A 21,149-nucleotide genomic window follows, 5' to 3' on the forward strand; every position below is an offset into this window, starting at 1 on the left:
ATCCACATGCCTCCTTAGGGGAACTCCTTCAAGCCCCAACCCTGATAACTGGGATACCGATAAAGCCTTGGCTCAATCAGATCCCACCCAGGGTAACTGGAGGCCGCGTCATTCTTGCGCCACGAATACGCGTAGCGGGCGACAAAATCAGCAATTTGAAGGCCAAGAGAATACCTGCTATCTCCAAAATGGACTTCAAGAATGTTTTTGAAGTCCACCTTCCATTCGTAAAACGTACCGTAGAATTCACTGAAACCAATACCACCTGAGCCCTCCGTGAGGAGTTGCCCTAAATGTTCTTGCTGTTGTTCTTCCTCGCGTTTGTTTTTGTCGACCAGTACGAGTCCTTGAGCGTCTTGATCTTCAAGAAACCCCTGAAATCGCTCAAAGAGAAATCGCGAAGCAAGGCGGCTTGGATCTTCTGGAGAAGAGTATTTTTCTTTATGCCGAAATTTATGGACACACACTAAAAAATAAGTTACCTCCTCGTGATTGAGGTATGCATCTATTACGCGTTTTCTAAGGTCCGGGGCCTTGCCCCACTGGGTCTCTCCTCTATCTACAGACTTTGCTTTGATTTCTTCTCCGTGTCCCAATCGGTCGGCGTACGTGTGAGGTAGGTTAAGGTTTTTGATGTCTTTGCGAATTCTCGCGTATACACCATCTATGCGCGTTGTGGGTATAGCCACCGCCGACAAGATGTAAAAAGGCTGTTCTTGGATACTAATATCGCTGTCCCACTTCTTAACGTACCCGCACTCATCAACGAATATTAGGTACATTTAAGCCCTCCTGATTGCCATTGGTAGCAAGCAATTCGTCCAACTCCTCCACGATGCTCAGGATCTCCCGTTCGCGCTCAAGGAGGCCTGCCACAATCTCCATCGGCGACGGAAGCGCCTCGGCCTCCTTGCGGTTCGGGTTGCGGGCGGTGAGGTCATAGCCGCGTTCTTTTACCTCTTCCACAGGCACAATCCAGGCGTTTTCCGAGAGGCAGGCTTCCCGCGGCCCCTTGCCCTGGCGGTAGGCATCCCATGCGGCCCAAAGCCGGCGTGCCTCGGCAAAGTGCTCGTCCTGGATGGGGCTTCCCTTGCTGAATTTCTTGAGGCCTTCCGGGAGAGGGAGTTCGTAATACCAAATCTCCTTCGTGGGTCCCGGTCGCTCGAAAAAGAGAAGGGCAGTCTTGACATCCGAATACGGCGCGAAGGTGCCCGGCGGCAGGCTCACGACGGTGTGCAGGTGGAACTGCTCAAGAAGGTCCTGCTTGACAGCGGCAAAGGCGCCGTCCCGGAAGAGCGTGCCTTCGGGTACGACCATGCCGCAGCGAGCGCCGTCCCGGGGCTTGAGCTTCTTCATGATGTGCTGGAGGAAGAGCAGCTCGGTGGCGGTGGCCTGCACCGGGAAGTTGGCCTGGATGTGCCGGCCTTCCGTGCCGCCGAAGGGGGGATTGGTTAAGACCACGTCGTAGCGCTCGGAGGCAGAGCGGATGTTTTCTTCTAAGGTGTTCCGGCGGACGATGCGAGGCGCCGTGACGCGGTGAAGCACCATGTTCATAAGCCCGAGAAGAGCGGGAAGGGGCTTCTTCTCCTGGCCGAAGAAAGTGCGTTCCTGAAGCGTCTTATGGTCCTCGATGGTGCGTTCTTGGGGTTTCATGTGCAGGTAAGCCTGGGCAAGAAAGCCGCAGGAGCCACAAGCCGGGTCGTAGACCGTTTCGCCGATCTTCGGCGCGATGAGGTCCACGATGAAACGCACCACCGGGCGCGGTGTGTAGAACTCGCCAGCCATGCGGTTTTCACTGCCCAGCCTTCGCAGCAGCTCCTCGTAAACCTGCGAGACGGTAAAGATGTCGTCTTGGCTATGGAAGTCAATGCCGTTGATGATTTGGAGGACCTCTTTCAGGTTGTAGCCTGAAGCGCAGACGATTACGTTGCGTTCGGCGAAAACGCTGCGGATCGTCTCCCAAAGGGGGTCACCGCCCAGGCTTTGGAGGTCGGGGATGAGCCGCCCGTGAACAAACTCCAGCAGGCGGTCGGCGGGCCAATCTTTCGTGGCCCACTGGGACCAGCGGCGCTCCCCGTCGAGGATGCGCGTATAGGGGCGGCCGGCGAGCTGGGCTTGGGTCTCCCACTCTTCCTCTTGGGCATCGAGGAAACGGAGGAAGAGCAGCCACGCCAGGTGCTCGATGTACTCCATGATGCCGCCGCAATTGTTGTCGCGGCGTAAGATGTCGCAAGCGCGCCAGATTTCGTTGGCGAGGGTTTCGCGTGTTTGGGGTCCGTTCATGTCACTGTTTCCTTAGCGTAGATTTTTTCCCGCATGGTTTGCATGGTGTGGCCAAGCTGCTTCAGGTCGCCGAACCAACGGCTGATTGTGGTTGCCCCACCCCATTCGCGGAAGGGTGAGACGCCAAAGATTTCCGGTTCCAGCTGCTCGATGCCACCTACCCGGTACTTCTCCAGCAGCTCGAGGATGACTTTCCTGGCCCCTTCCTTATAGGCGTTGATGAATGCCTGCTCGCGGTTGCGGAAAGCCTCAGCCCGTTCGCTGCGCGTACGGATAGGACTACCAAAGGCGATGTGGCAGAGAAGATCGAAGGCATCGGCCTCCGGCTGACCGAGCACCTCGGCAAGGATTTCCGGGTGAATGCTGGATTGGCGGAGCTCCGCGAGGAAGGACTGGCGCCGGCCGCTGTCCACCCAGATGTCGCGGAGCCTCTGACGGTTAGGGGCGTCCGCCCGGATGCGCTGTCGGGTGTAGTTCCGATACTGCTCCAGCGTAAGCTGGTCGCGCGTTTCCTCGATGAGGAACACCGCCTCGTCGGCAATGGTGACCTCAAGCCCTTCCACGCAGATCTTGCCGCTCTTTTTCAAGGCCGGCTTGAGCGGCACGTCCACGGGAAGCGTTTCATCCGGCGCGGTTTCCAGGGCAAGGGTGCGGCTGGTGAAACCACTGGCACTGACCACGAGTTGAAGTGAACCCGCGGGGAGTTGTGGAAACTGAAAGCGGCCGTTTTCATCTGTCAAGATAGGCCCGCGCTGGCTGTTCGGGCCGGTGCGGATGCTCACCCGGGCTTCCACGATGGGAGCCTGCGTGTCCGCGTGGAACACCTGCCCTTGCACGGCCGCCGTGAGTGAACCCGTGGAGGGTTCCGGCGGCGGCAGAGGCGGACAATCCCATTCATCGAAGAGGCGCGTGGCGCCGGTGTAATCAATGATGCGAAACCAGTACTTGCCGGTGGAAAAGTCGAGCCGGCTTCCCCGGCCCACAATTTGCTTGAAGAGTGTGGGCGAAGAAAGGGTCTTCATAAAGACGATGTTGCGGCAGGATGGAACGTCCACACCGGTGGAAAGAAGCTCAGCGGTGGTGGCGACCACCGGCGCCGGCTTATCGGAGTCGGCGAAGGCTTCGAGTGCCCGCCGCCCCTCCTCGCCTTCTTCCGAGATAATGGGCACGGCGTAGTTGGAAAGCCCGGTTTCAGGGCCGAACTCGTCCTGCAGCAGACGAGCCACCAGCCGCGCGTGCTCCATGTCCACGCAGAAGACCATGGTCTTCTCCCTCGGCCCAAAGCGACGCAAAAGCCCTGCCAAATGGGAGACCATCGCCCCGGTGCGATCAGGAAGAGAAATTTCCCGCTCGAACTGTGGCGTGGTGTAAAAGTCCCGTGGCTCGACGTCATCGGGGATGAAGACCTCGGCTCCCTGCTCGATGGCGTCCTGGAGGTGCAGGCCCGTGGCGTCCACGGTAGTGCGCACCCTGTGGACCTTATACGTGGCGAGAAAGCCGTCCTCAATACCCTGGCTCAGACTGTACTGGTAGGCGGGCGGCCTCCAGGTGCCACGCTCGGGGTGGTCCGGATCAATGGCAATCTCTGGTTCCTCTGCGCAGAAGTAAGCGTAGGTGTCCACATTTTCGTCCTGTTTGGGCGTGGCGGTCATGCCGAGTTGCATGGCGGTGCCGAAGTGATCAAGGATCTCCCGGTAGGTCCCAAAACCCGAACGGTGGCACTCGTCGATGATAACGAGATCAAAGAAGTCTCGCGGAAATTTCTCGAAGAGGCGTTTACCCGCCTCATCCGGGCTCCACAGCGTCTGATAGATCCCAAAGTAGAGGTCCCGCATCAAGTTGGCCGGATGTCCTTCGATCTTGAAACGCGGCTCGCTCGTTCCATCAGCGAACGGTGCGAAGGTATTGTATGCCTGGTCGCGCAGCACGGCGCGATCCGCTAGGAACAGAACGCGCCCGGGGCGGTCGGAATGCCGGCGCTGGAGCCAACCCGATTGAACGAGCTTCCAAACGATCTGGAAGGCGACAAAGGTTTTGCCGGTTCCGGTGGCCATCGTCAGCAGGACGCGCTTCTGGCCATGTATAAAGCGCTTGATGACTTCGCGGATGGCCACTTCCTGGAAGTAGAACGGCATTTTCCCGCACAGGTTTTTCGGGCAGTATGGATAAAGGAGTGGATTGTTCCGCTTGACTACGCCGTATTCCTCTGGGCGCTCGGCGACGCGCGACGCATCTGGGCTTCCCTGATTCTGTTGCCACCTCTCCCACAGCTCACCGGGAGTCGGGAATTGCTTAAGATCCTTGGTTGAGTTCGTAAAGAAGTCGAATTCGACGATCTGGTGACCGTTCGTGGCGTAGGCGAACGGGATCCCTAGATCCCTAGCGTAGCGCTTGGCTTGTTCAAGCCCAGCTTCGGCCGCTTCCCCCTCGGACTTGGCTTCGACAACGGCGATGGGAAAAGAATCCGAAAGACGCAAAAGATAGTCCACCTTGCGGACCTCGCCCCTGCGAATCCGATTGCCCACCAGGATGACGCGCCCCTGCGTATACTGCTGATCCCGCTGGTAGTAGTGCTCCCTTGTGATTTGTGTATCGGCCCACTCTGCGGCTTTCAGTTTTGGATCGATGAGCGTCGCCCGCGTATCCGCCTCGTTTTTCATGCGGCAGCCTCCACTACGTGAAGGAGATCGTCCGCCGGCTCTCCGCCATCACGGGGAATCTCGATTCCCACGCGCCCGGCAGCGGGCGCTTCGGTGAGCCAGATGAGCGTTTCTACCGCCTCCAGTTGGCAGAAGAAAAAGTGGCGCGCCTCGAACTCCTCTGGATCGCGCCAGTGCTCCAGCAGCCGCTTGGTGATGCTGGTGACGCCCGGATAGCCCGCCTCGCGCCAGGCCTTGACGCGCGGTCGGATCTGGTTGACCAGTGGAATCTCGACGAAGATGCCCGGGTCATCGAAGGCTTTTGAGCCGGGCGTTGCTACGACGTACCCCGCCGGGCGGCGGCCTTCGACCAAGTCAAAGAGCCGCGTTTCCCGGTCATAACGCCAGTGCCGCTGCGGCTCCTCGTAGGGCGAGTTGATGATCAGGCGGTCAATGGTAGCGCGAGGCATAGCGGTGGTTTCCTCCGGTTTCAACCTGCTTCGGGCACCGTTTCGAACTGCAGCCGCCGCAGATCTAGGTTCGGCGCCCGCTTTGACAGGTACAACATCTCAATGCCGACTACGCGATCCTGCTCATCGTAATCCACAAAAACACCCGGCGAGACTTCTTCGGTGCGGCTCGCGGGCGCATCACTCAAAGTCAGGTAGAGGGCGTCGGCCTGTTGATCCACTTTAAGCTTCATGGGAGAGTCCTCCTTCGATCAAAGAATGCGGTCACGACTAATGGCGGTGTTTTCTTCGTGTTGACGATCACGCGCAACACCCGATTGCCAAACTCTGGAATCCGAGCGAGGCGATGTTCCGGGTTCGGATCCACCCGATCGGCTTCCGTCGCCTCTGGAGCATTCAAGGCGCGTTCCAGCCAGGCAAGTGCAATCTGCCGCTTTTGCAAGGCGTCTCGGTCGTGTTCCGTGAGCACGTACTCCATCAGCCTGTCCCATTCAAGACGACGATCTTCAAACTCTCGATCCCCCGGTCGTCCACGATCTTCACCGCGATGCGCTTGTGTTCGCCTGGCTCAAATGGCAGAGAAACCGTGCCGCGGTAGGCTTCGATCCGTTCCTCATCAATCTCGGCCTTGAGATTGCGCGCCAGTTTCGCCCAGCCTTCGCCCTCGCCCGCCATCGGGAAGAAGACTTGGCGCGGGTAGAGGCTGCGCCCATCGTAGTCGGTGTCCAGCATCCAGACGGCGATCTTGTCCGCGCCGCCCGACTCGATTCCGCCGGTCTTGGTGTTGTAGTAGTAGTAGTCGAAGCCGTGCACCGAGACGACGAACTTGCCCTTGTCCCCGCTCTTGGTGATGCGCTCGACCTGCACGTCGGGTTGGCCGATGAGCCAGAAGGATTCGTTGCTGGCGCGCTTCTTCTTGAGGTCGTCGGTGAGCAGATCGGCGTTCATCTGCACCTTCAGAAACTGCATGCCCGCGAGTTCCGGCTTCATCTCGTCGATGTCCTTGGCGGCTTCCGGGTCGAACTGGAAGGCGGCAAAGACCAGCAATTTCGGTTTTGGCACGAGCGTCCGCGCCTCTTCCCAAGCATGTTCCACCTGGCGCTACTCCAGCGGGGCATGTTCGGGTCCGAAGGAAACGACCACGCGCATCGGGCTGTAGGCTGGGCCGGTCTCGCGCACGGAGTCGGCTCCTTCGTCGCTGGGACGCGTCTCGCCGTCGGCGTGGAGCCAGCGGCAACCGGGAAGAGGCTCAAGCCGAGCAAAGCGAATATACTGCCCCGCCTTGCCGCGGATGCCGGTGCGCAAGAGTTCATCGCGCCATTTGGCTTGGCGCAGCGTCTCGCCGGAACGGGCGATGGACGTGTCGGCTGGTTGGGATCTGGCTTCGAGAATCTCCTCCGGCGACTTGACCGCCGGCGCGGGCACGGCCTCCACCGTGAACGGGCCAGTGACGCGCACCTTCTTGCGGTCCACCAAGGGCTGGTCGTAAAGGGTTTCCTGCGGCGCGTGGCGGGCGATCGCCTCATCCATGGCTTTTTGCATGGCGCGGCGGGTGGCGTGGAAGGCGTCAAAGGGTTTGCGGGCCGCTTCGGGCCAATCGGCAGGGAACGCGAAGGGCACTTCCCATTCCATAAGCTCGCTGACCTTCACCACCTGACCCGAAGGCATGGTGAAGGTGTCGTCCTCCGGCGCGGCAAAATCCACGAAATGCCCGGCCCGGCAGCCTTGCGTGACCTTGAAACGGGGATAGCCCTCACCCCCGGCCCACCTGCCCCCGTCAGGGGGTCTCCCAGCGGGAGAGGGGAGACGGAGCGCGGCGTTGAGGTCTGCCAGCGCCTGTTCGATCGCCGGGTGCATGCGGGCGTAGATGCCGTCGATCTCCGGGTTGTTGGCGATGGACTTGAGTGTCACATGCGGCACGGTCTTGTACTTGAAGCCGCTGCCCACCCCCTCTTCGGGATGCGCCAGCTCGTAGTAGTCGAAGGCCGCGGTCATCAGGCGCTGGCGGGCGAGGGTGAGCGCCACGCGCGAGGTGTCGCAGGTGATCCAGCGCCGGCCCCACTGCTCGGCCACATAGGCCGTCGTGCCGCTGCCGCAGTTGTGTACGGCGCAGACTTCCGTTATAAACGAGTGAGCGTCCTCTACTTCTAAATCGTAAACCTCTTCCTCGGACAAGTCTCTAACCACCTCCACAACGCGCACGGGAACGCGGTCGGGACCGTGGAACAGGATGTCTCCCTCTTGTATCTGCTCTGCCTCCATCCACTGGGCATACTCTGGCGAAAGTTGCTCTTTACACGCCTGTTCAATAGCAGTGCAAACCCCTTCGAGATTATGCTCTACTTCTGCGGCGGGAACACGCAGCACTTTTAGATTCAGCGCGTGCATGAACTCATCGCGAACACGGTCATGTTCCATGGCGGCCGGAGTGCCATGAGCCATGGCGCCGTCCACTTCTACCACTAAGGCAGCTTCACGGCAATAGAAATCGGCGATATAGGGGCCAATAGGGTGCTGACGTCTGAAGGTAAAGCCCAACCCATTGCCTCGCAAGACTTTCCAAAGTTTCCGTTCAGGCGGAGTCATTTCCTTGCGGAGTATTTTGCTTCTGCCGCGCAGCGCTTTGGGAATACCTGACCAGTCGGAATGTCCACCCAGGCTGTGCGGTCGTCTGTGGGCCAACACCCTGTGATCGGGCGTAAGCCATAGGGTTTGCCCGCTAAGGTCGTGACGGATGCCGATCATCACGCCGCGATACATTCGCCGTATCGTGCGCACGACGCGATGGGGCAAGCCATCATGCGCCAGCAGGTAGTCGACGGGGTGGATGTCTTCGATGGCGATGAGGCGGTTGGTCCAGCCATGCCGGTGCCGGTAGAACTCGACCGCCTCGCGCAGGGGATCCTGGCGCTCGACCTCGAACAGCCCCAGTTGTACCGGCCCCTGTTGCCCATTTTTCTTGCGCACCGCCTCGATGATCGTTCGCGGGTCGATGCGCTCGTGCACGTGCAGGGAGACGGTAGGAACTTCAAACGAGGTATGCTCGGCTTTGCCCGCCCAGACCAGTTGCGGGTCGAGGTGCGGGTCGTAGGCGTAGCGCTTTTTCTGCTGTCCGGTGTCGGGGTCTGTCTCCGGGGTCACCAAACCAACGGGTGGGTTGTTGACGCGCGCTTTGTCCCGATGCTCGTAGGGTGCGATCGGACGCTTGGTCTCGGTCTTCTTTTTTCGGGCCATCAAGTCCTGTCTGCAGATTGGTGGTTTTGAAAGCTAAACAGTAATTAAACTGCAATAGTAGATACGTATGCAAGGACTTAATTTGTAACGATAAACAGCATAGAGACCCCATACTTAACCTGCTATCTAAGCAAAATACCCAAACAGAACAATGGCCTGAGTATCGAAAGTGGGTGCGCTTTTACCTGCATTTCTGCAACAAGTATGGGTCGGATTCTGGCAGCCTGCACTAGCTTCCAAGAGACAGACGGTGAAATAACAGGCCGAAGCCCAGTAGTCGATTGGTTATTACAGACCCCTCCTCTCGCCATTTAGTCAACCAAGGGGAAAAGCCCACTCCGAAACCATGGAATCTGTCACTGCTGATGAGAAATCAGGTGCTCCCATTACGGAAGTAATACCAATTAAACTATCTTTCAACGTTTCTGCGATGAAAATTAATCAGGAAACAGTTTTTGCAAAGCCTCCTCTAGGGTAGGTGCCATCACAATCCGCTGATTGTCCATAACAATGACCCGTGCCAAGGTGGGCAGTTGATTTTGATCGGCTTCGAGGTAAATGGGTTCGACGTAGAGGAGCGATCGCTCGATGGGGATAATGAGGAGATTTCCCTGCACCGATCTTGACCCTTGGCGATTCCAGAGGGAAATTTGCTGTGAAATCATTGGGTCTTGATTGATCCGCGCCTCCATTTGTTCAGGGCCAAAGACCAGTTCTTGCTTGGGAAAGACGTACAGCAGGAGCTTGCCATAGTTTTGACCATCGGAGCGAGCCGCTAGCCAACCAATGAGGTTGGGACGATTCACGGGCGTAAAAGGAACAAGCAGAATAAACTCCTCAGTGTAGCCAATGGGCAGCTTGGTAATCAGATAGTAAGGGGCAACGGCTTGGGGCTTTTCGCGGTAAATCTCCTTGGGAATTTGCCAGAGGTCTTCGCGGTTGTAAAAGACCACGGGATCCGTCATGTGGTATTTCAGGAGTTGTTCCGACTGCACCTGCATCAAATCAATGGGATAGCGAATGTGGCGGTAGAGGCGGTGGGGCATGGCACTCAGGGGATGAAAGAGGGTTGGAAAAACCCGCTGCCACGTGCGAATTATGACATCGTCGGGTTCCACCACATAAAACGTGACATCGCCGTTATAGGCATCCACCACCACTTTGACAGAGTTGCGAATGTAATTAAAGGAGTGCTCGCCGGGATCGCCATAGGGATAGTAGCGACTGACGGTATAGGCATCAATAATCCAGTAGAGATAGCTCACCCCTGTGGCGCTAGGACTGGCGGCAATGTCCTGTTCAGAGCGTGGATCGGCGACCACAAGGTAGGGTTCACTGTCAAAACGTAAAAAGGGGGCGATCGCCCGCACCCGCTCTTGAATTAAGCGACGAAAAAGTACCCGTGAGTCCGGTCGTAAATTGGGGGTCAACAGCAGTTGCCAGTCACCAAAATAGACACCGTAGACCAAGCGCCGCCACCAACTGGCAATGGGAACCCCCCCCGTACCGTCGTAGTGGTTATAGACATTTTCGGCGCCACGGGGAAAATCCAGCTCTGGAACCGCCGAAGGGGCAAAGACATAGGTATGGGTAAGTTCACCGTAGTAGATCCGGGGGTAGAAAAAGGGAATGCTTTCACGGATTTGCGGCGGATCGACCAGTAGCTCACCCGTATCGCCAATATCGCGGACAAAGTATTTGGGCAGACCATTGGCTTCGGCGGTATTCACGGGACTCATGGTGAAGCCATAGCCGTGGGTAAAGACCAAGTGCTCGTTAATCCAAGTACGGGCAAAGCGCTGAACCGCACTGTAGTCCACTTCGCGAGCGGCAATGAGGACTTGGCGAATTTCTGATTGGTCTTGCTCAGGGGATAGTTTGAGATAGTAGCGATCCAAAAAGGCCGCTGGAAACCGATAGTAGGAGCGCAGTTGTTGCAGTTGCCGGTTCGTTTCTAAAAGGGGGCGGGTATCCCAAAGGCGGATATTGCGGGTGGTGGCGGCGTTGGCAGCAATGATCTCGGCGTTGAGGTTATTTTCCGGCTGAAAGGGTTCGACCCGCATTTTTTCAAGGTTAAAGCCTTCGCGGGTGTGGGTAATGGTGCGTTGAATGTAGGGGAGTTCCCGTTGCAGTTGATTGGGTTGAACAATGGCCGCTTCAATGGCTGTGGGCAGGAGCCAATCGGCAATCAGGATGACCACTAAATAGCCCAATGTAAAGCCAAAGAGGCCGGGGGCGATCGGTCCTAGCCGCCGCTGCCCTTCGCCGCCCCGTCGAATCGCTGACCAAGCCAGTAAACAGGCGACGCCAAAAGCCGAGGCTGAAAGCCAACCATAGAGGGGTAAGCGTACAGTGACGTCGGTATAGCCGGCGCCAAAGGCAGCCCCATTGGTCGAATAAAGAAGTTTGTAGCGTTCTAGCCAGAAGCTAAAGGCCACTGTGGCAAAGACAAAGGCACTTAAGCCCTGTAAATGCCGCCGTTGCGATCGCACGAAGCCGAGGAATTTGCCATGACTGAGACTTTCATTGGCAAGGAGATAACCCAAGGCCGTTCCCCCTAAGCCGACAACACTGAGGTTCACCAGCCATAGGCGCAACAGTTCCCACAGGGGGATTTCAAACAGGTAAAAGCTAATGGAATGGCGAAATAGCGGTTCCGTATGGGGATCACTGGCGGCAAACAGTCCCTTGAGCACCACCGGCCAGCTCAGGCAGGCGATCGCCCCCATGGCAACGCTCAAGAGAATTGCAACCCCCTGAAAGAGGCGCAGGGGCAACCACAACCCCAGTACCAATGCCGCCAAACTCGGCACGAGTAGCCAAGGATTCTGCACCACTAGAAGTGATAGCTCTGCCACCCGCCAGACACTCAATTGCGGCAGCAGAGGGCTGTTAAAGGTGATTTCTGAACGCTGTTGCCACAGTTGCAGCGCGATCGCCCCAATGTGGTAAGTAGCAACAATTAGCAGCCAAATGAGACCACTGGCACACAACAAAAGCCGCCACAGCCCCAGCCCCCGATAGGTACTCTGGGCGGTCAGGGTGGGATCGAGGGTCACGGTGCGTTGCCGCAGGAGCCAGTGTTGCTGCCAGCCATAGAACAGTGCCGATGCCCCCGCAACCGCCAGAAACAGTAAAGCTTGGACACTCCAGCGCTGCCAGACCACCGCCAAATAGCCCAGTTGATCAAACCAGAGGCTTTCGGCAATGAAGCGACACAAGCCAACCCCAAGGGCGATCGCTAGAACCAGACCACCCAGCCAGCGCAGCCAGCGGGGCATCAACTGTACAAGAGGGAGTGACGGCATCAACCTCGAAAAATCGTTAAAACTACGGTACAGTGCAGCTAGATGCTTTCCTAAGGCCAGTTTAGCGATTTAACTATGTTCTTGCGCTCACTACTTGTTGCCCTTTTGAGTTTGATTCTGTTTCTGAGCCCATCAGTTCCCAGTTGGGCTCTCGGGGGTGAATTGCCGCCCCTCAATGCCCCAGCACCCGACTTTTCTCTTCCCAGCAGTGTCGATGGCCAGCCGATTTCCCTGAAGGATTATCGCGGCAAGTGGGTGGTGCTGTACTTTTACCCCAAGGACTTTACCGCTGGCTGTACCCTCGAAGCCCAACGCTTTCAGCGGGATATTGAGCAATTTCATGCCCACAATGCTGAAGTCATTGGCGTCAGTGCCGACTCCGTGGACTCCCATGAAGATTTCTGTGACAGTGAAGGCTTGACCTTTCCCCTCCTCTCTGACCCCGATGGCCGCGTCAGCAAGGCCTATGGCTCTTGGTTGGGGTTTGTCTCGCTGCGCCACAGTTTCATCATCGATCCTGAGGGGATATTGCGCGAGCGGTTTGTCAAAGTGAATCCCGCGATCCACAGTCAGGAGGTACTGGCTCGCCTAGAGGAACTGCAACAGCAAGTTTAGGCCTCTATTGCTGTGGCGGGGGTTCAGGGGTTGCTGGAGATTCCTTTTGCACCTGCTGCGCTGCCTGCTGAATGGCATCTTTATATTTGGCGGGTGCAAGTTCCACGGCTTTGGCATACAGAGGCGCAGCTTCTGTCTTTTTCCCCTGTTCCGTCAGTGCCATCGCTTGGGCAAGCACCGGGCGAAAATCGTTGGGGTTTTCTTTGCCCAGATTTTGGAAGAGGGTCAGCGCCTCATCGTAGCGTTTTTGCGCCATATAGACATCGCCAAGGAGAAGTTGTACCGCCGTGACATCGACGCTCCCTGGTTGGACTTTGTTGGCTTGCTCTGCCCCTTGCAGGGTCTCTTCAATGAGGCCAATGGCCGCTTGGGGGCGATTTTCCTTCAAGTAGAGATCCACTAAAGCCCGCAGGGCATTGAGATTGCCGGGGGATTTGGCCAGAACCCCTTGAAAGGTTTGGGCAGCCCCCTCGCGATCGCCCGTTTGCTGCTGTGCCTGTCCCAGCAGAATCGCATAATCGGTTTGTTCGGGGCGTTGAGCAGCTAAGCGGCGCAGGGGGTCAATGACGCTAGCAATTTCTCCTTTGCCCAGTTGAATCAGTTGCAGCCGAGCCAGCACCAACCCTTCTAAGGCTGTGGCATTGTTGGGTTCACGCTCCAGCACCAGTTGGTAGCCTTTTTCTTGGGCTTGCAGTTCGGCAACTTTGTCAGTGGCGGCAGGACTGGTCACGGGGCTTGGCGTGGGTTGCGCTGGGCTAAAGGCACTGCTGAGCAGGGGCATCACCGAAATGGCAATGAAAGGAACCACGCCCAACAGCAAAACCAAAAGGGTGAGCCACTTCTTGCGCATTGTGCCTCCTTGAGGGTGCCCAGCATTTCCAGTGCCAGTATGATTCTAGCCTAGGAGCCGAGGGGAATCACGGCCAATTTTCAGGTCGGCCACCTTCCCCCTGTTAAAATTTGAGCAATTCCTCGGAGAGCTGCCATGGGTGAACTAACGCCAGAAACCATCAATTGTGCAGAGGCCTGTGTCAATGGCTGTGTCTTGGGCGATCGCTGTCCCAACCGTGAGTACATTGCTGCCGCCACCAAGTTTATGAATGATACGCCCCTCGATCAAATTCTGCAAATTGCAGCGGATAGCTATCCCAAACGTCTTTTGGCCGCGATTGAGCGCGATCGCCAGCGAGCGGCGAACCCACCCCAAGAATAGCTATTTCCAGATGCTGTGATCATGTCTCGTCTGCGTGCATTGCAGGGGTACCTGCTCCTGCGGCTTTTACTTGCGCCGCTGATGCTGTGGACGATTGTCACCGTCGTCTTTTTGCTGCTGCGAGCCACGCCGGGGGATCCCGTGGATGCGATTTTAGGTCCCCGTGCCCCGGTGGCTGTCAAGGAAGCCTTGCGAGAACAATTGGGCTTGGCTCAACCCCTGTGGCAGCAATACTTGACTTACTTAGGGCAACTCCTGCGATTTGATCTGGGAACCTCCCTCACCAGTCAAGGGGAAGCCGTCACGAGTATCATTGCTCAGCATTTCCCTGCAACGGCAGAATTAGGCCTTGCGAGTCTGGCGATCGCCTTTGGTTTAGGGGTGCTCATTGGCAGTCTGGCTGCGGTCAAATCTGGCACTGCTTGGGATATCGGAGGGCGTCTCTTTGGCATCATCACCTATGCCTTGCCCCTCTTTTGGCTGGGGATGCTTTTGCAACTGCTCTTTGCGGTGAATCTGCGTTGGCTTCCCTTGGGTACCCGCTACCCAATCACGGAAACACCCCCCCAAGGTCCCACAGGGCTGTACCTGCTGGATGCGCTCCTGAATGGTAATCTCCACCAACTGGGAACTGCTTTTAGTTACTTGCTCCTGCCTGCGTTGACGCTGGCGATCGTCCTCAGTGGTATCTTTGAGCGCATTGTGCGGGTGAATCTCAAGCAAACCCTAGTGGCCGATTATGTGGAAGCCGCCCGTGCCCGTGGTATCCCTGAGCATCGGATTCTCATTCACCATGCCCTCAAGAATGCCTTGATTCCAGTGATCACGGTTTTGGGGCTGACCCTTGCCAGCCTCTTGGGGGGAGCCGTGTTGACAGAGGTGACGTTTTCTTGGCCGGGGCTGGGTCAGCGACTCTACGAGGCCATTGCTCTGCGGGACTATCCAACCGTACAGGGCATTGTGGTTTTCTTTGCCGTGATTGTGGTTGCCGCCAGTATTCTCATTGACTTGCTCAATGCTTGGATTGACCCCCGCATCCACTACTAACTTTTTGGCATCTGCCGATAAAATAAAGAACAAGCACGTAATAAAACTTAACATTAGGAGGTTATCCCCCATGGCTTTAGCCGTTGGTACACCCGCCCCTGCCTTTACTGCCAAAGACACCCATGGCAATACGGTGTCCCTCAGCGACTTTGCGGGCAAAACTGTGGTGCTCTACTTCTACCCTAAGGATGACACCCCCGGCTGCACCAAAGAGGCTTGTAGCTTCCGTGACAACTATGCCGCCTATCAGGGCAAAGAGATTGTCGTTTTGGGGGTGAGTACCGATGACGAAACCTCGCACCAAAAGTTCACTGAAAAATACAACCTCCCCTTTCCCCTCTTGGCAGATGTGGACAAATCCATTATCAAGGCCTACGACGTGGATGGTGGCGGCTACGCCAAGCGAGTCACCTATGTCATTGATGGCAATGGCATTATTTCCCACGTCTATACCAGTGTGAAAACCGATACCCACGCCACCGACATTTTGGCAGATCTTGGTCTGTAAGGGTTTCCAAGAGTGATGTTTCGGCGGCTAGAGCAGTTCTAGCTGCCTTTTTTCATCCAACGGAGAGAGAGGGATTCGAACCCTCGGTGACATCACTGCCACACTCGATTTCAAGTCGAGCGCATTCGACCACTCTGCCATCTCTCCCAGTATCCTATATTGTAACCTCAGCTAGGATAAGGTAGAGCCACAAGAAGTCGCTGCCGGAAATACTCCCATGAGTTTTAGTCCAGAGTACCTAATGACAACAGAAGCCTTAGCCCATAACCAGAAAAGAATGGACGGCTATTTTGGGGATTTTTTTGGCCTGATGCGGAAGGCACTCGTTGCTGGTGGCTCAGAGCTGGGGTTAGGAATGACCCTATTTTCTCTAGCCGTAAGTATTCGCGCTACTCGGATCATTGAAATTGGACGTTTTAAGGGCTTTTCAACTCTCTGTCTAGCAAGTGCCCTACGATTCATTGATATTGGCTGGCAAGAACCACAACAACATAAGCAGCGACCTGACATCAATTACAACGAATTTGAAGCGCCGAAAAAACGACAACTGCTTTCAATTGATCCATTTCCAACCAAGGAAGCTGAGGAATTAATTCTTGAAGCAAATCTTGAAAACTATGTTGAATTTATTAATACCCGTTCAGATGAAGTCACGATTGACGGTTTAGTTGATCTCATTTTTATTGATGGCGATCATAGTTATGAGGGGTGCAAAGCGGATGTTTTTAATTATGTGCCTTGGCATTTACGACCGGGTGGCTACTTTATTTTGCACGATTACTATGGCTGGTATGATGCTGAAGGTAATAATAACTCACCCGTGAAGCAAGTTATCGATGAATTGATTGGAGAGGAACTATTTGAGCATATCTTAATTGATACTGGCTATCAATCTTTTACCGTCTTTAGAAACTCCAATCCTTAGTAGACTACTTTTCTTAGCTTCTATGAGATCAACCCTAACTCTGAGATAGATATTCGTTAATGTTCAGTTCATCACTAACATTGATATTGGGATTTTCCTCATCGGGATAGAATACAATTTCTAATCGCACTCTACCCTTATGCCAACCCGTCTTATCGAGCATCATAACTCTTGCTGAGCAACTTCTAACTAATGGTGGAATCAATCTAGCATCATTAAAAATAAGCTTTAGAAATTCTTCTGGATAAGTAATATCAGTATTACGGTGTTTGTAAATAATTCTTGAGTTATCATCTTCATTCGGGATAAAACGAATGACCTCTTCGCGATCAAGAACATGGCAGTTTGTACTCATAAGTGCTGGTACACATTTTATTGAGTCTTTCACTTAGTATAGCCTAATCCTTGTCAAAATTAGGTTTCCTGCCTCGCTGATGGCAACAATTTGGCGATCGCGCCCAAACAAAGCACATCCCACCTGTAATGACCGCCCCATGGGAGCAGCACAATGGGCATGGATATAGGTAATGGCGCGCTCATCAATGCGGTTGGCAATGTGGCTGAGAATCTCAGGCAAGGCTTGGGGAGCCATTGTTGCTAAAAATTTGAGGGCAGCTTCAACCGTTGGTGCTTGCCACACCTGATGCAGAATCTCTGGGTCTAAACCTGCAAGGGCACAAAAGGCGGTGAGAATTTCTTGGCGAGCATCCGCAAGGTGGTGATGGGTATGGAAAATGCCGCCAGCGAGTTTAATTAATTTGCCGTGGTAGCCCAAGAGGAGCAACTGTTGAACCTTGTGTTGAGCAGCGGCCACCAGCATTGGCCCTAGCCAATTGGCAGTTTTTACACACAGGGAAGGGGGAATCTGGAGTTGCTGCGCCACCTGAAGGCCGTTCTCGCCAATACAAAAGACGAGGATGGGAGATTTTGCTGCCTTCTGGGCTAAGTCCTCGCGATAGCGATCCAGTTGCTCCGAGGCTGTGAGGGGTTGGGCTAAGGCAGTGGTTCCCAGTAGGGAGAGTCCCTCAACAATGCCAAAAGCCGCATTCGAGGTGCGCTCTGCCAAATCTCGCCCTTGGGGCAGGAGAATCGTGACGGCGATCGCCCGCTCCTTAGGACAATAGAGCAACAGGTTAGTGGTTAACAACAAGCGGGCATAGCGGTAGATAGCTGCCTCGCCCGTGGCGCGATCGCGCCCCACCCCAAAGCCTCCCTCAATGTGAATTTTGGGAGCCGTTACAGGGTCTTGCCAGCGCACCCAAGCCCAGATCGGGGTATGGCGGGTGAGATCAAGGGGATCACTGGGTTCACTGTAGGTAATGGCTAAGGCCTGTTGGGCATCTAAGCATGCCCCTTGGGCAATCCTAAAGGTTTCACAGCGGTTGGGGCGCAGCAGCGCAAGGGTGATTTCCTTAGGACAGGTTCCTTCCGTAAGGCAACGCAATGCCGCCACCGCCGCCGCCGCCGCAAAAACTGGTAGCGTATAACCCACGGGTGTTAAGTAGTTAACTGAGCCAAACTAGTGCGAGCCGCTTCGGCAACCGCTTCCGCAGAATCAGTGGTCAACTGTTCCAGCAGGGGGCGAGTCTCTGGAGTGCCAATTTGGCCAAGGGCGATCGCTAGGCGATGGCGGACTTGCCAATCGGGATACTCGACAAACTGCCGCAGCTGGACAATGCTTTCTGGTTGTTTCAGTTCACCCAAGGAACCAATGGCGGCTAATTTCACCAATTCTTGGGGATTATTGAGGGCTTCCGTGAGCAGCCCAACAGCAGCAGGATTGCCTAGGGCACCCAAGGCGGCAATGATACTAAACTGCAACAGCCAATCATCGGTACTGTGGTAGGCCGTTTCTAAATCTTCAAGGGCAAAGGGAACTTGTAGGGCAGCCATCGCATCCGCTGCAGCAGCACGGACATCCGTTTCGCTGTCATGGAGCAGGCGATCGCGCAACAGGTCATGGGCTTGATTGAGATTGACGTGCCCAAGGCTGGCAATTTGACTCACCGCAGCGTAGCGGACACGGGAATTTTCATCTTGGCTGAGGGGTTGAATGAGCCGAAAGGCATCGTTGGGGTCAAGGCTACGCAGTTGATTGATGCCCCGCAGGCGATCGCCCACATCCGCTGAGGTAATGAGTTCCTGAATTGCTGCTGTGTCCACGCCAATATTCTCCACCTGATTCCTTTGATCCTACTGGGTTGCGTCACCCACAGAAAAGGGCAGAGCGATCGCGGCTTCAATTCTCTGCCCTCAGCTTAGGCGTTGTCACTGGGTTGTGCACTCTAGGCCTGTTTTTCAGCCTCAGCAATTTGCAGCATCGTCTTCAGGACGGAGTCGGGGTTGAGGCTAATGGAGTCAATCCCTTGCGCTACCAAGAATTGAGCAAACTCAGGATAGTCACTGGGGGCTTGACCACAGATGCCAATTTTGCGCCCCTTGGCCTTCGCCGTTTGAATCGCTTGCGCCACCATGCGTTTGACCGCTTCATTGCGTTCATCAAACAGGTGCGCCACCAAGGCCGAATCGCGATCCAACCCCAGTGTGAGTTGCGTCAGGTCATTGGAGCCAATGGAGAAGCCATCAAAGACCTCGGCAAAGGCATCCGCCAACACCACGTTGCTGGGGAGTTCGCACATCACATAGACTTGCAGACCATTTTCCCCTTGCTTCAGCCCATGTTTGGCCATCTCTGCCAGTACTCGCCGTCCTTCCTCTGGGGTACGACAGAAGGGAATCATCAGAATCACGTTCGTCAGCCCCATCTCATCGCGGACTTTCTTCATGGCGCGGCATTCAAGGGCAAAGCCTTCGGCATAGTTGGGGTCGTAGTAACGGGAGGCGCCCCGCCAGCCAATCATTGGGTTTTCTTCATGGGGTTCAAACTGGCGACCGCCCAAGAGGTTGGCGTACTCATTGCTTTTGAAGTCGGACATGCGCACGACCACAGGCTTGGGATAAAAGGCGGCAGCGATCGCCCCAATCCCCTGAGCCAACTTATCGACAAAGTATTCCGCCTTGTCGGTGTAGTTTTGAGTCAGCTCGGCAATTTTCAGCTTCGCCACCTCATCGGTCAACTCATCGTAGTGGAGCAATGCCAAGGGGTGCGCCTGAATGTGGTTGGCGATAATAAACTCCATGCGTGCCAACCCCACCCCATCATTGGGGATTGCCGCCAAGCTGAAGGCCTCTTCTGGGTTACCCACATTCATCAGGATTTGGGTGCGGGTTCGCGGCAGATTTTCCAGAGCCACTTCCTCCACATGGAAGGGCAGTAATCCTTGATAGACGTGCCCCTCTTCCCCTTCTGCACAGGAAACTGTGACCTCAACACCATTGGGGATGGTTTCGGTGGCATCACCACAACCCACAATCGCAGGAATGCCCAACTCACGGGCAATAATCGCCGCATGGCAGGTGCGTCCCCCCTGATCGGTGACAATGGCACTGGCTTTTTTCATGATGGGCTCCCAATCAGGATCCGTGCGGTGGGTCACCAGCACTTCCCCCGCTTGGAACTGATCGATATTGCGGACATTGAGAATGACGCGGGCACGGCCTTGGCCAATCATTTCGCCAACTGCCCGACCTGTGGCAAGGAGCGTTCCTTTTGCTTCAAGATGGTAGCTGCGCAGCACGTTCGTGGCTTTTTGGGATTGGACGGTTTCGGGGCGCGCCTGCACGATAAAGAGTTCACCTGTGAGGCCATCCTTTGCCCACTCAATATCCATCGGGGTGTAGGTTCCCCGCAGAGCAGAGTAGTGCTCCTCAATGAGGCAGGCCCAGCGGGCTAGGGTGAGGATTTCTTCGTCGCTGAGGGCAAATTGTTTCCGCAGGGGCTCAGGCACGGGTTCATTGCGGGTGAGCTTCGTTCCGCCAAGGGCATAGACCATGCGAATTTCTTTGGTGCCGAGGGCTTTTTTCAGGATCGGCTTATAGCCCGCCTTCAAGGTTGGCTTAAAGACCAAGTATTCATCGGGGTTGACGGCGCCTTGGACAACGTTTTCACCCAAGCCATAGGCGGCCGTGATCAGGGCAGTGTCCTTAAAGCCCGTTTCTGTGTCAATGGAGAACATCACCCCAGAGCAGGCCAAGTCGGAGCGCACCATTTTTTGCACCCCCACCGACAGGGCCACATTGAAGTGGTCAAAGCCTTTGATCTGGCGGTAGGAGATCGCCCGATCCGTAAAGAGTGAGGCAAAGCAGCGATGACAGGCGTCGAGAACGCCCTTGAGACCATGGACATTGAGGTAGGTTTCCTGCTGACCGGCAAAGCTAGCATCGGGCAAATCTTCAGCGGTGGCACTGGAGCGAACCGCCACGTCCGTATTCGAGCCATAGCGATCGCACATTTTTTGGTAGGCGGCAGCAATCGCATCCGTCAATTCTTGGGGAAACGGCGTGTGCAAAATTAGCGAGCGAATCGCTTGCCCCACGCGGTGGAGTTCTGTGACATCCTCGACATCGAGACCTTCAAGGAGCCGCCGCAGTTGGGTATCAAGATTTCCCGCTTGGATAAAGTAACGGTAGGCATAGGCTGTGGTCGCAAAACCATCGGGGACATTAATGCCTTTGGGCGTCAGTTGTTGGAGCATTTCCCCCAAGGAAGCGTTTTTGCCCCCTACCAGTGGCAGGTCTTTGCAGCTCAAGGAATTCAGTTCTAAAACAAACGCTGTTTCCCGATGGGTCACTTCACTGGTTGGTCTAGGGATGGATTGAGTCATTGTTATGCTCCCAAACATTAAGTTTCATTGATTAAATTGCCGTTTGCTGTCCCTCTGGGGATGCAACAGCAGTGCTTGAGCCGTTAAAGTTTTGAGTGTCTTTGGCTCCCTTTGCTATCGTGAATCTGTGAATCACCTAACTGCACGCAATTCCCAAGTCAGAATTGTCCGTTGACAAACGCA

At 55.5% G+C, this 21,149-nt stretch carries 18 protein-coding genes, 1 tRNA gene and 1 pseudogene; 5 read left to right on the plus strand and 15 right to left on the minus strand.

Going from position 1 to position 21,149, the window contains the following annotated elements; translation table 11 throughout:
• Positions 1–14: 14 nt before the first annotated feature.
• The 9 genes and pseudogenes from RHJ80_RS01040 to RHJ80_RS01080 all read right to left on the minus strand — a co-directional run bounded on the left by RHJ80_RS01040 (position 15) and on the right by RHJ80_RS01080 (position 11,907).
• Positions 15–782, minus strand: coding sequence for a DUF3800 domain-containing protein (locus tag RHJ80_RS01040; RefSeq protein WP_310801292.1), 768 nt, complete (start codon positions 780–782; stop codon positions 15–17).
• Positions 763–2,283, minus strand: a complete 1,521-nt coding sequence (locus tag RHJ80_RS01045; protein ID WP_310801293.1) for an N-6 DNA methylase — start codon at positions 2,281–2,283, stop codon at positions 763–765. The genes RHJ80_RS01040 and RHJ80_RS01045 overlap by 20 nt, the downstream gene beginning before the upstream one ends.
• Positions 2,280–4,943, minus strand: coding sequence for an EcoAI/FtnUII family type I restriction enzme subunit R (gene hsdR, locus RHJ80_RS01050; protein ID WP_310801294.1), 2,664 nt, complete (start codon positions 4,941–4,943; stop codon positions 2,280–2,282). Before hsdR ends, RHJ80_RS01045 begins: the two co-directional genes overlap by 4 nt.
• 38 nt (positions 4,944–4,981) lie before the next feature.
• A pseudogene (locus tag RHJ80_RS01055) lies at positions 4,982–5,392 on the minus strand (type III restriction endonuclease subunit R); the annotation flags it as partial.
• A gap of 20 nt (positions 5,393–5,412) precedes the next feature.
• Positions 5,413–5,625, minus strand: coding sequence for a DUF2283 domain-containing protein (locus RHJ80_RS01060; protein ID WP_310801296.1), 213 nt, complete (start codon positions 5,623–5,625; stop codon positions 5,413–5,415).
• Positions 5,622–5,870, minus strand: a complete 249-nt coding sequence (locus RHJ80_RS01065; protein WP_310801297.1) for a DUF4258 domain-containing protein — start codon at positions 5,868–5,870, stop codon at positions 5,622–5,624. The genes RHJ80_RS01060 and RHJ80_RS01065 overlap by 4 nt, the downstream gene beginning before the upstream one ends.
• Positions 5,870–6,487, minus strand: a complete 618-nt coding sequence (locus RHJ80_RS01070; RefSeq protein WP_310801298.1) for a hypothetical protein — start codon at positions 6,485–6,487, stop codon at positions 5,870–5,872. The genes RHJ80_RS01065 and RHJ80_RS01070 overlap by 1 nt, the downstream gene beginning before the upstream one ends.
• A gap of 6 nt (positions 6,488–6,493) precedes the next feature.
• Positions 6,494–8,626, minus strand: a complete 2,133-nt coding sequence (locus RHJ80_RS01075) for a DUF559 domain-containing protein (protein ID WP_310801299.1) — start codon at positions 8,624–8,626, stop codon at positions 6,494–6,496.
• A gap of 437 nt (positions 8,627–9,063) precedes the next feature.
• Positions 9,064–11,907, minus strand: coding sequence for a UPF0182 family protein (locus RHJ80_RS01080; protein WP_302677038.1), 2,844 nt, complete (start codon positions 11,905–11,907; stop codon positions 9,064–9,066).
• Positions 11,908–12,009: 102 nt separating this feature from the next.
• Here RHJ80_RS01080 and RHJ80_RS01085 point away from each other — a divergent pair, with 102 nt between their 5' ends.
• Complete coding sequence (locus tag RHJ80_RS01085; RefSeq protein ID WP_310453140.1) at positions 12,010–12,549, plus strand: peroxiredoxin; 540 nt, start codon at positions 12,010–12,012, stop codon at positions 12,547–12,549.
• Positions 12,550–12,553: 4 nt separating this feature from the next.
• Here RHJ80_RS01085 and RHJ80_RS01090 read toward each other — a convergent pair whose 3' ends face one another.
• Positions 12,554–13,399, minus strand: coding sequence for a lipopolysaccharide assembly protein LapB (locus tag RHJ80_RS01090; RefSeq protein WP_206200691.1), 846 nt, complete (start codon positions 13,397–13,399; stop codon positions 12,554–12,556).
• A 135-nt stretch (positions 13,400–13,534) separates the two neighbouring features.
• On the opposite strand from RHJ80_RS01090, the gene RHJ80_RS01095 reads away from it, so the two are divergent.
• The 3 genes from RHJ80_RS01095 to RHJ80_RS01105 all read left to right on the plus strand — a co-directional run bounded on the left by RHJ80_RS01095 (position 13,535) and on the right by RHJ80_RS01105 (position 15,317).
• On the plus strand, positions 13,535–13,762 hold the full coding sequence (locus RHJ80_RS01095) for a hypothetical protein (protein ID WP_206200692.1): 228 nt from the start codon (positions 13,535–13,537) through the stop codon (positions 13,760–13,762).
• Positions 13,763–13,783: 21 nt separating this feature from the next.
• On the plus strand, positions 13,784–14,809 hold the full coding sequence (locus RHJ80_RS01100) for an ABC transporter permease (RefSeq protein WP_302677774.1): 1,026 nt from the start codon (positions 13,784–13,786) through the stop codon (positions 14,807–14,809).
• 70 nt (positions 14,810–14,879) lie between these two features.
• A complete protein-coding gene (locus tag RHJ80_RS01105) occupies positions 14,880–15,317 on the plus strand; it encodes a peroxiredoxin (RefSeq protein WP_206200694.1) in 438 nt (145 codons plus the stop codon).
• Between the two features lie 60 nt (positions 15,318–15,377).
• Here RHJ80_RS01105 and RHJ80_RS01110 read toward each other — a convergent pair.
• Positions 15,378–15,464: transfer RNA gene (locus RHJ80_RS01110), tRNA-Ser, on the minus strand.
• A gap of 94 nt (positions 15,465–15,558) precedes the next feature.
• On the opposite strand from RHJ80_RS01110, the gene RHJ80_RS01115 reads away from it, so the two are divergent.
• On the plus strand, positions 15,559–16,242 hold the full coding sequence (locus RHJ80_RS01115) for a class I SAM-dependent methyltransferase (protein WP_310743980.1): 684 nt from the start codon (positions 15,559–15,561) through the stop codon (positions 16,240–16,242).
• 34 nt (positions 16,243–16,276) lie between these two features.
• Here the strand turns inward: RHJ80_RS01115 and RHJ80_RS01120 are convergent, their stop codons facing one another.
• The 4 genes from RHJ80_RS01120 to ppsA form a co-directional block, all read right to left on the minus strand.
• Positions 16,277–16,630, minus strand: a complete 354-nt coding sequence (locus tag RHJ80_RS01120; protein WP_310743981.1) for a hypothetical protein — start codon at positions 16,628–16,630, stop codon at positions 16,277–16,279.
• A complete protein-coding gene (gene cbiD / locus RHJ80_RS01125) occupies positions 16,631–17,734 on the minus strand; it encodes a cobalt-precorrin-5B (C(1))-methyltransferase CbiD (protein ID WP_310743982.1) in 1,104 nt (367 codons plus the stop codon).
• 5 nt (positions 17,735–17,739) lie between these two features.
• Positions 17,740–18,420 carry a HEAT repeat domain-containing protein gene (locus RHJ80_RS01130; RefSeq protein WP_302677043.1) on the minus strand — a complete coding sequence of 227 codons (681 nt, stop codon included), beginning with the start codon at positions 18,418–18,420 and terminating at the stop codon, positions 17,740–17,742.
• 107 nt (positions 18,421–18,527) lie between these two features.
• Complete coding sequence (gene ppsA, locus RHJ80_RS01135) at positions 18,528–20,966, minus strand: phosphoenolpyruvate synthase (protein ID WP_310801300.1); 2,439 nt, start codon at positions 20,964–20,966, stop codon at positions 18,528–18,530.
• Positions 20,967–21,149: the final 183 nt, after the last annotated feature.

It is taken from the genome of Thermosynechococcus sp. QS41 (assembly GCF_031583515.1).
In the GTDB taxonomy this organism is placed as follows: Bacteria; Cyanobacteriota; Cyanobacteriia; order Thermosynechococcales; family Thermosynechococcaceae; genus Thermosynechococcus.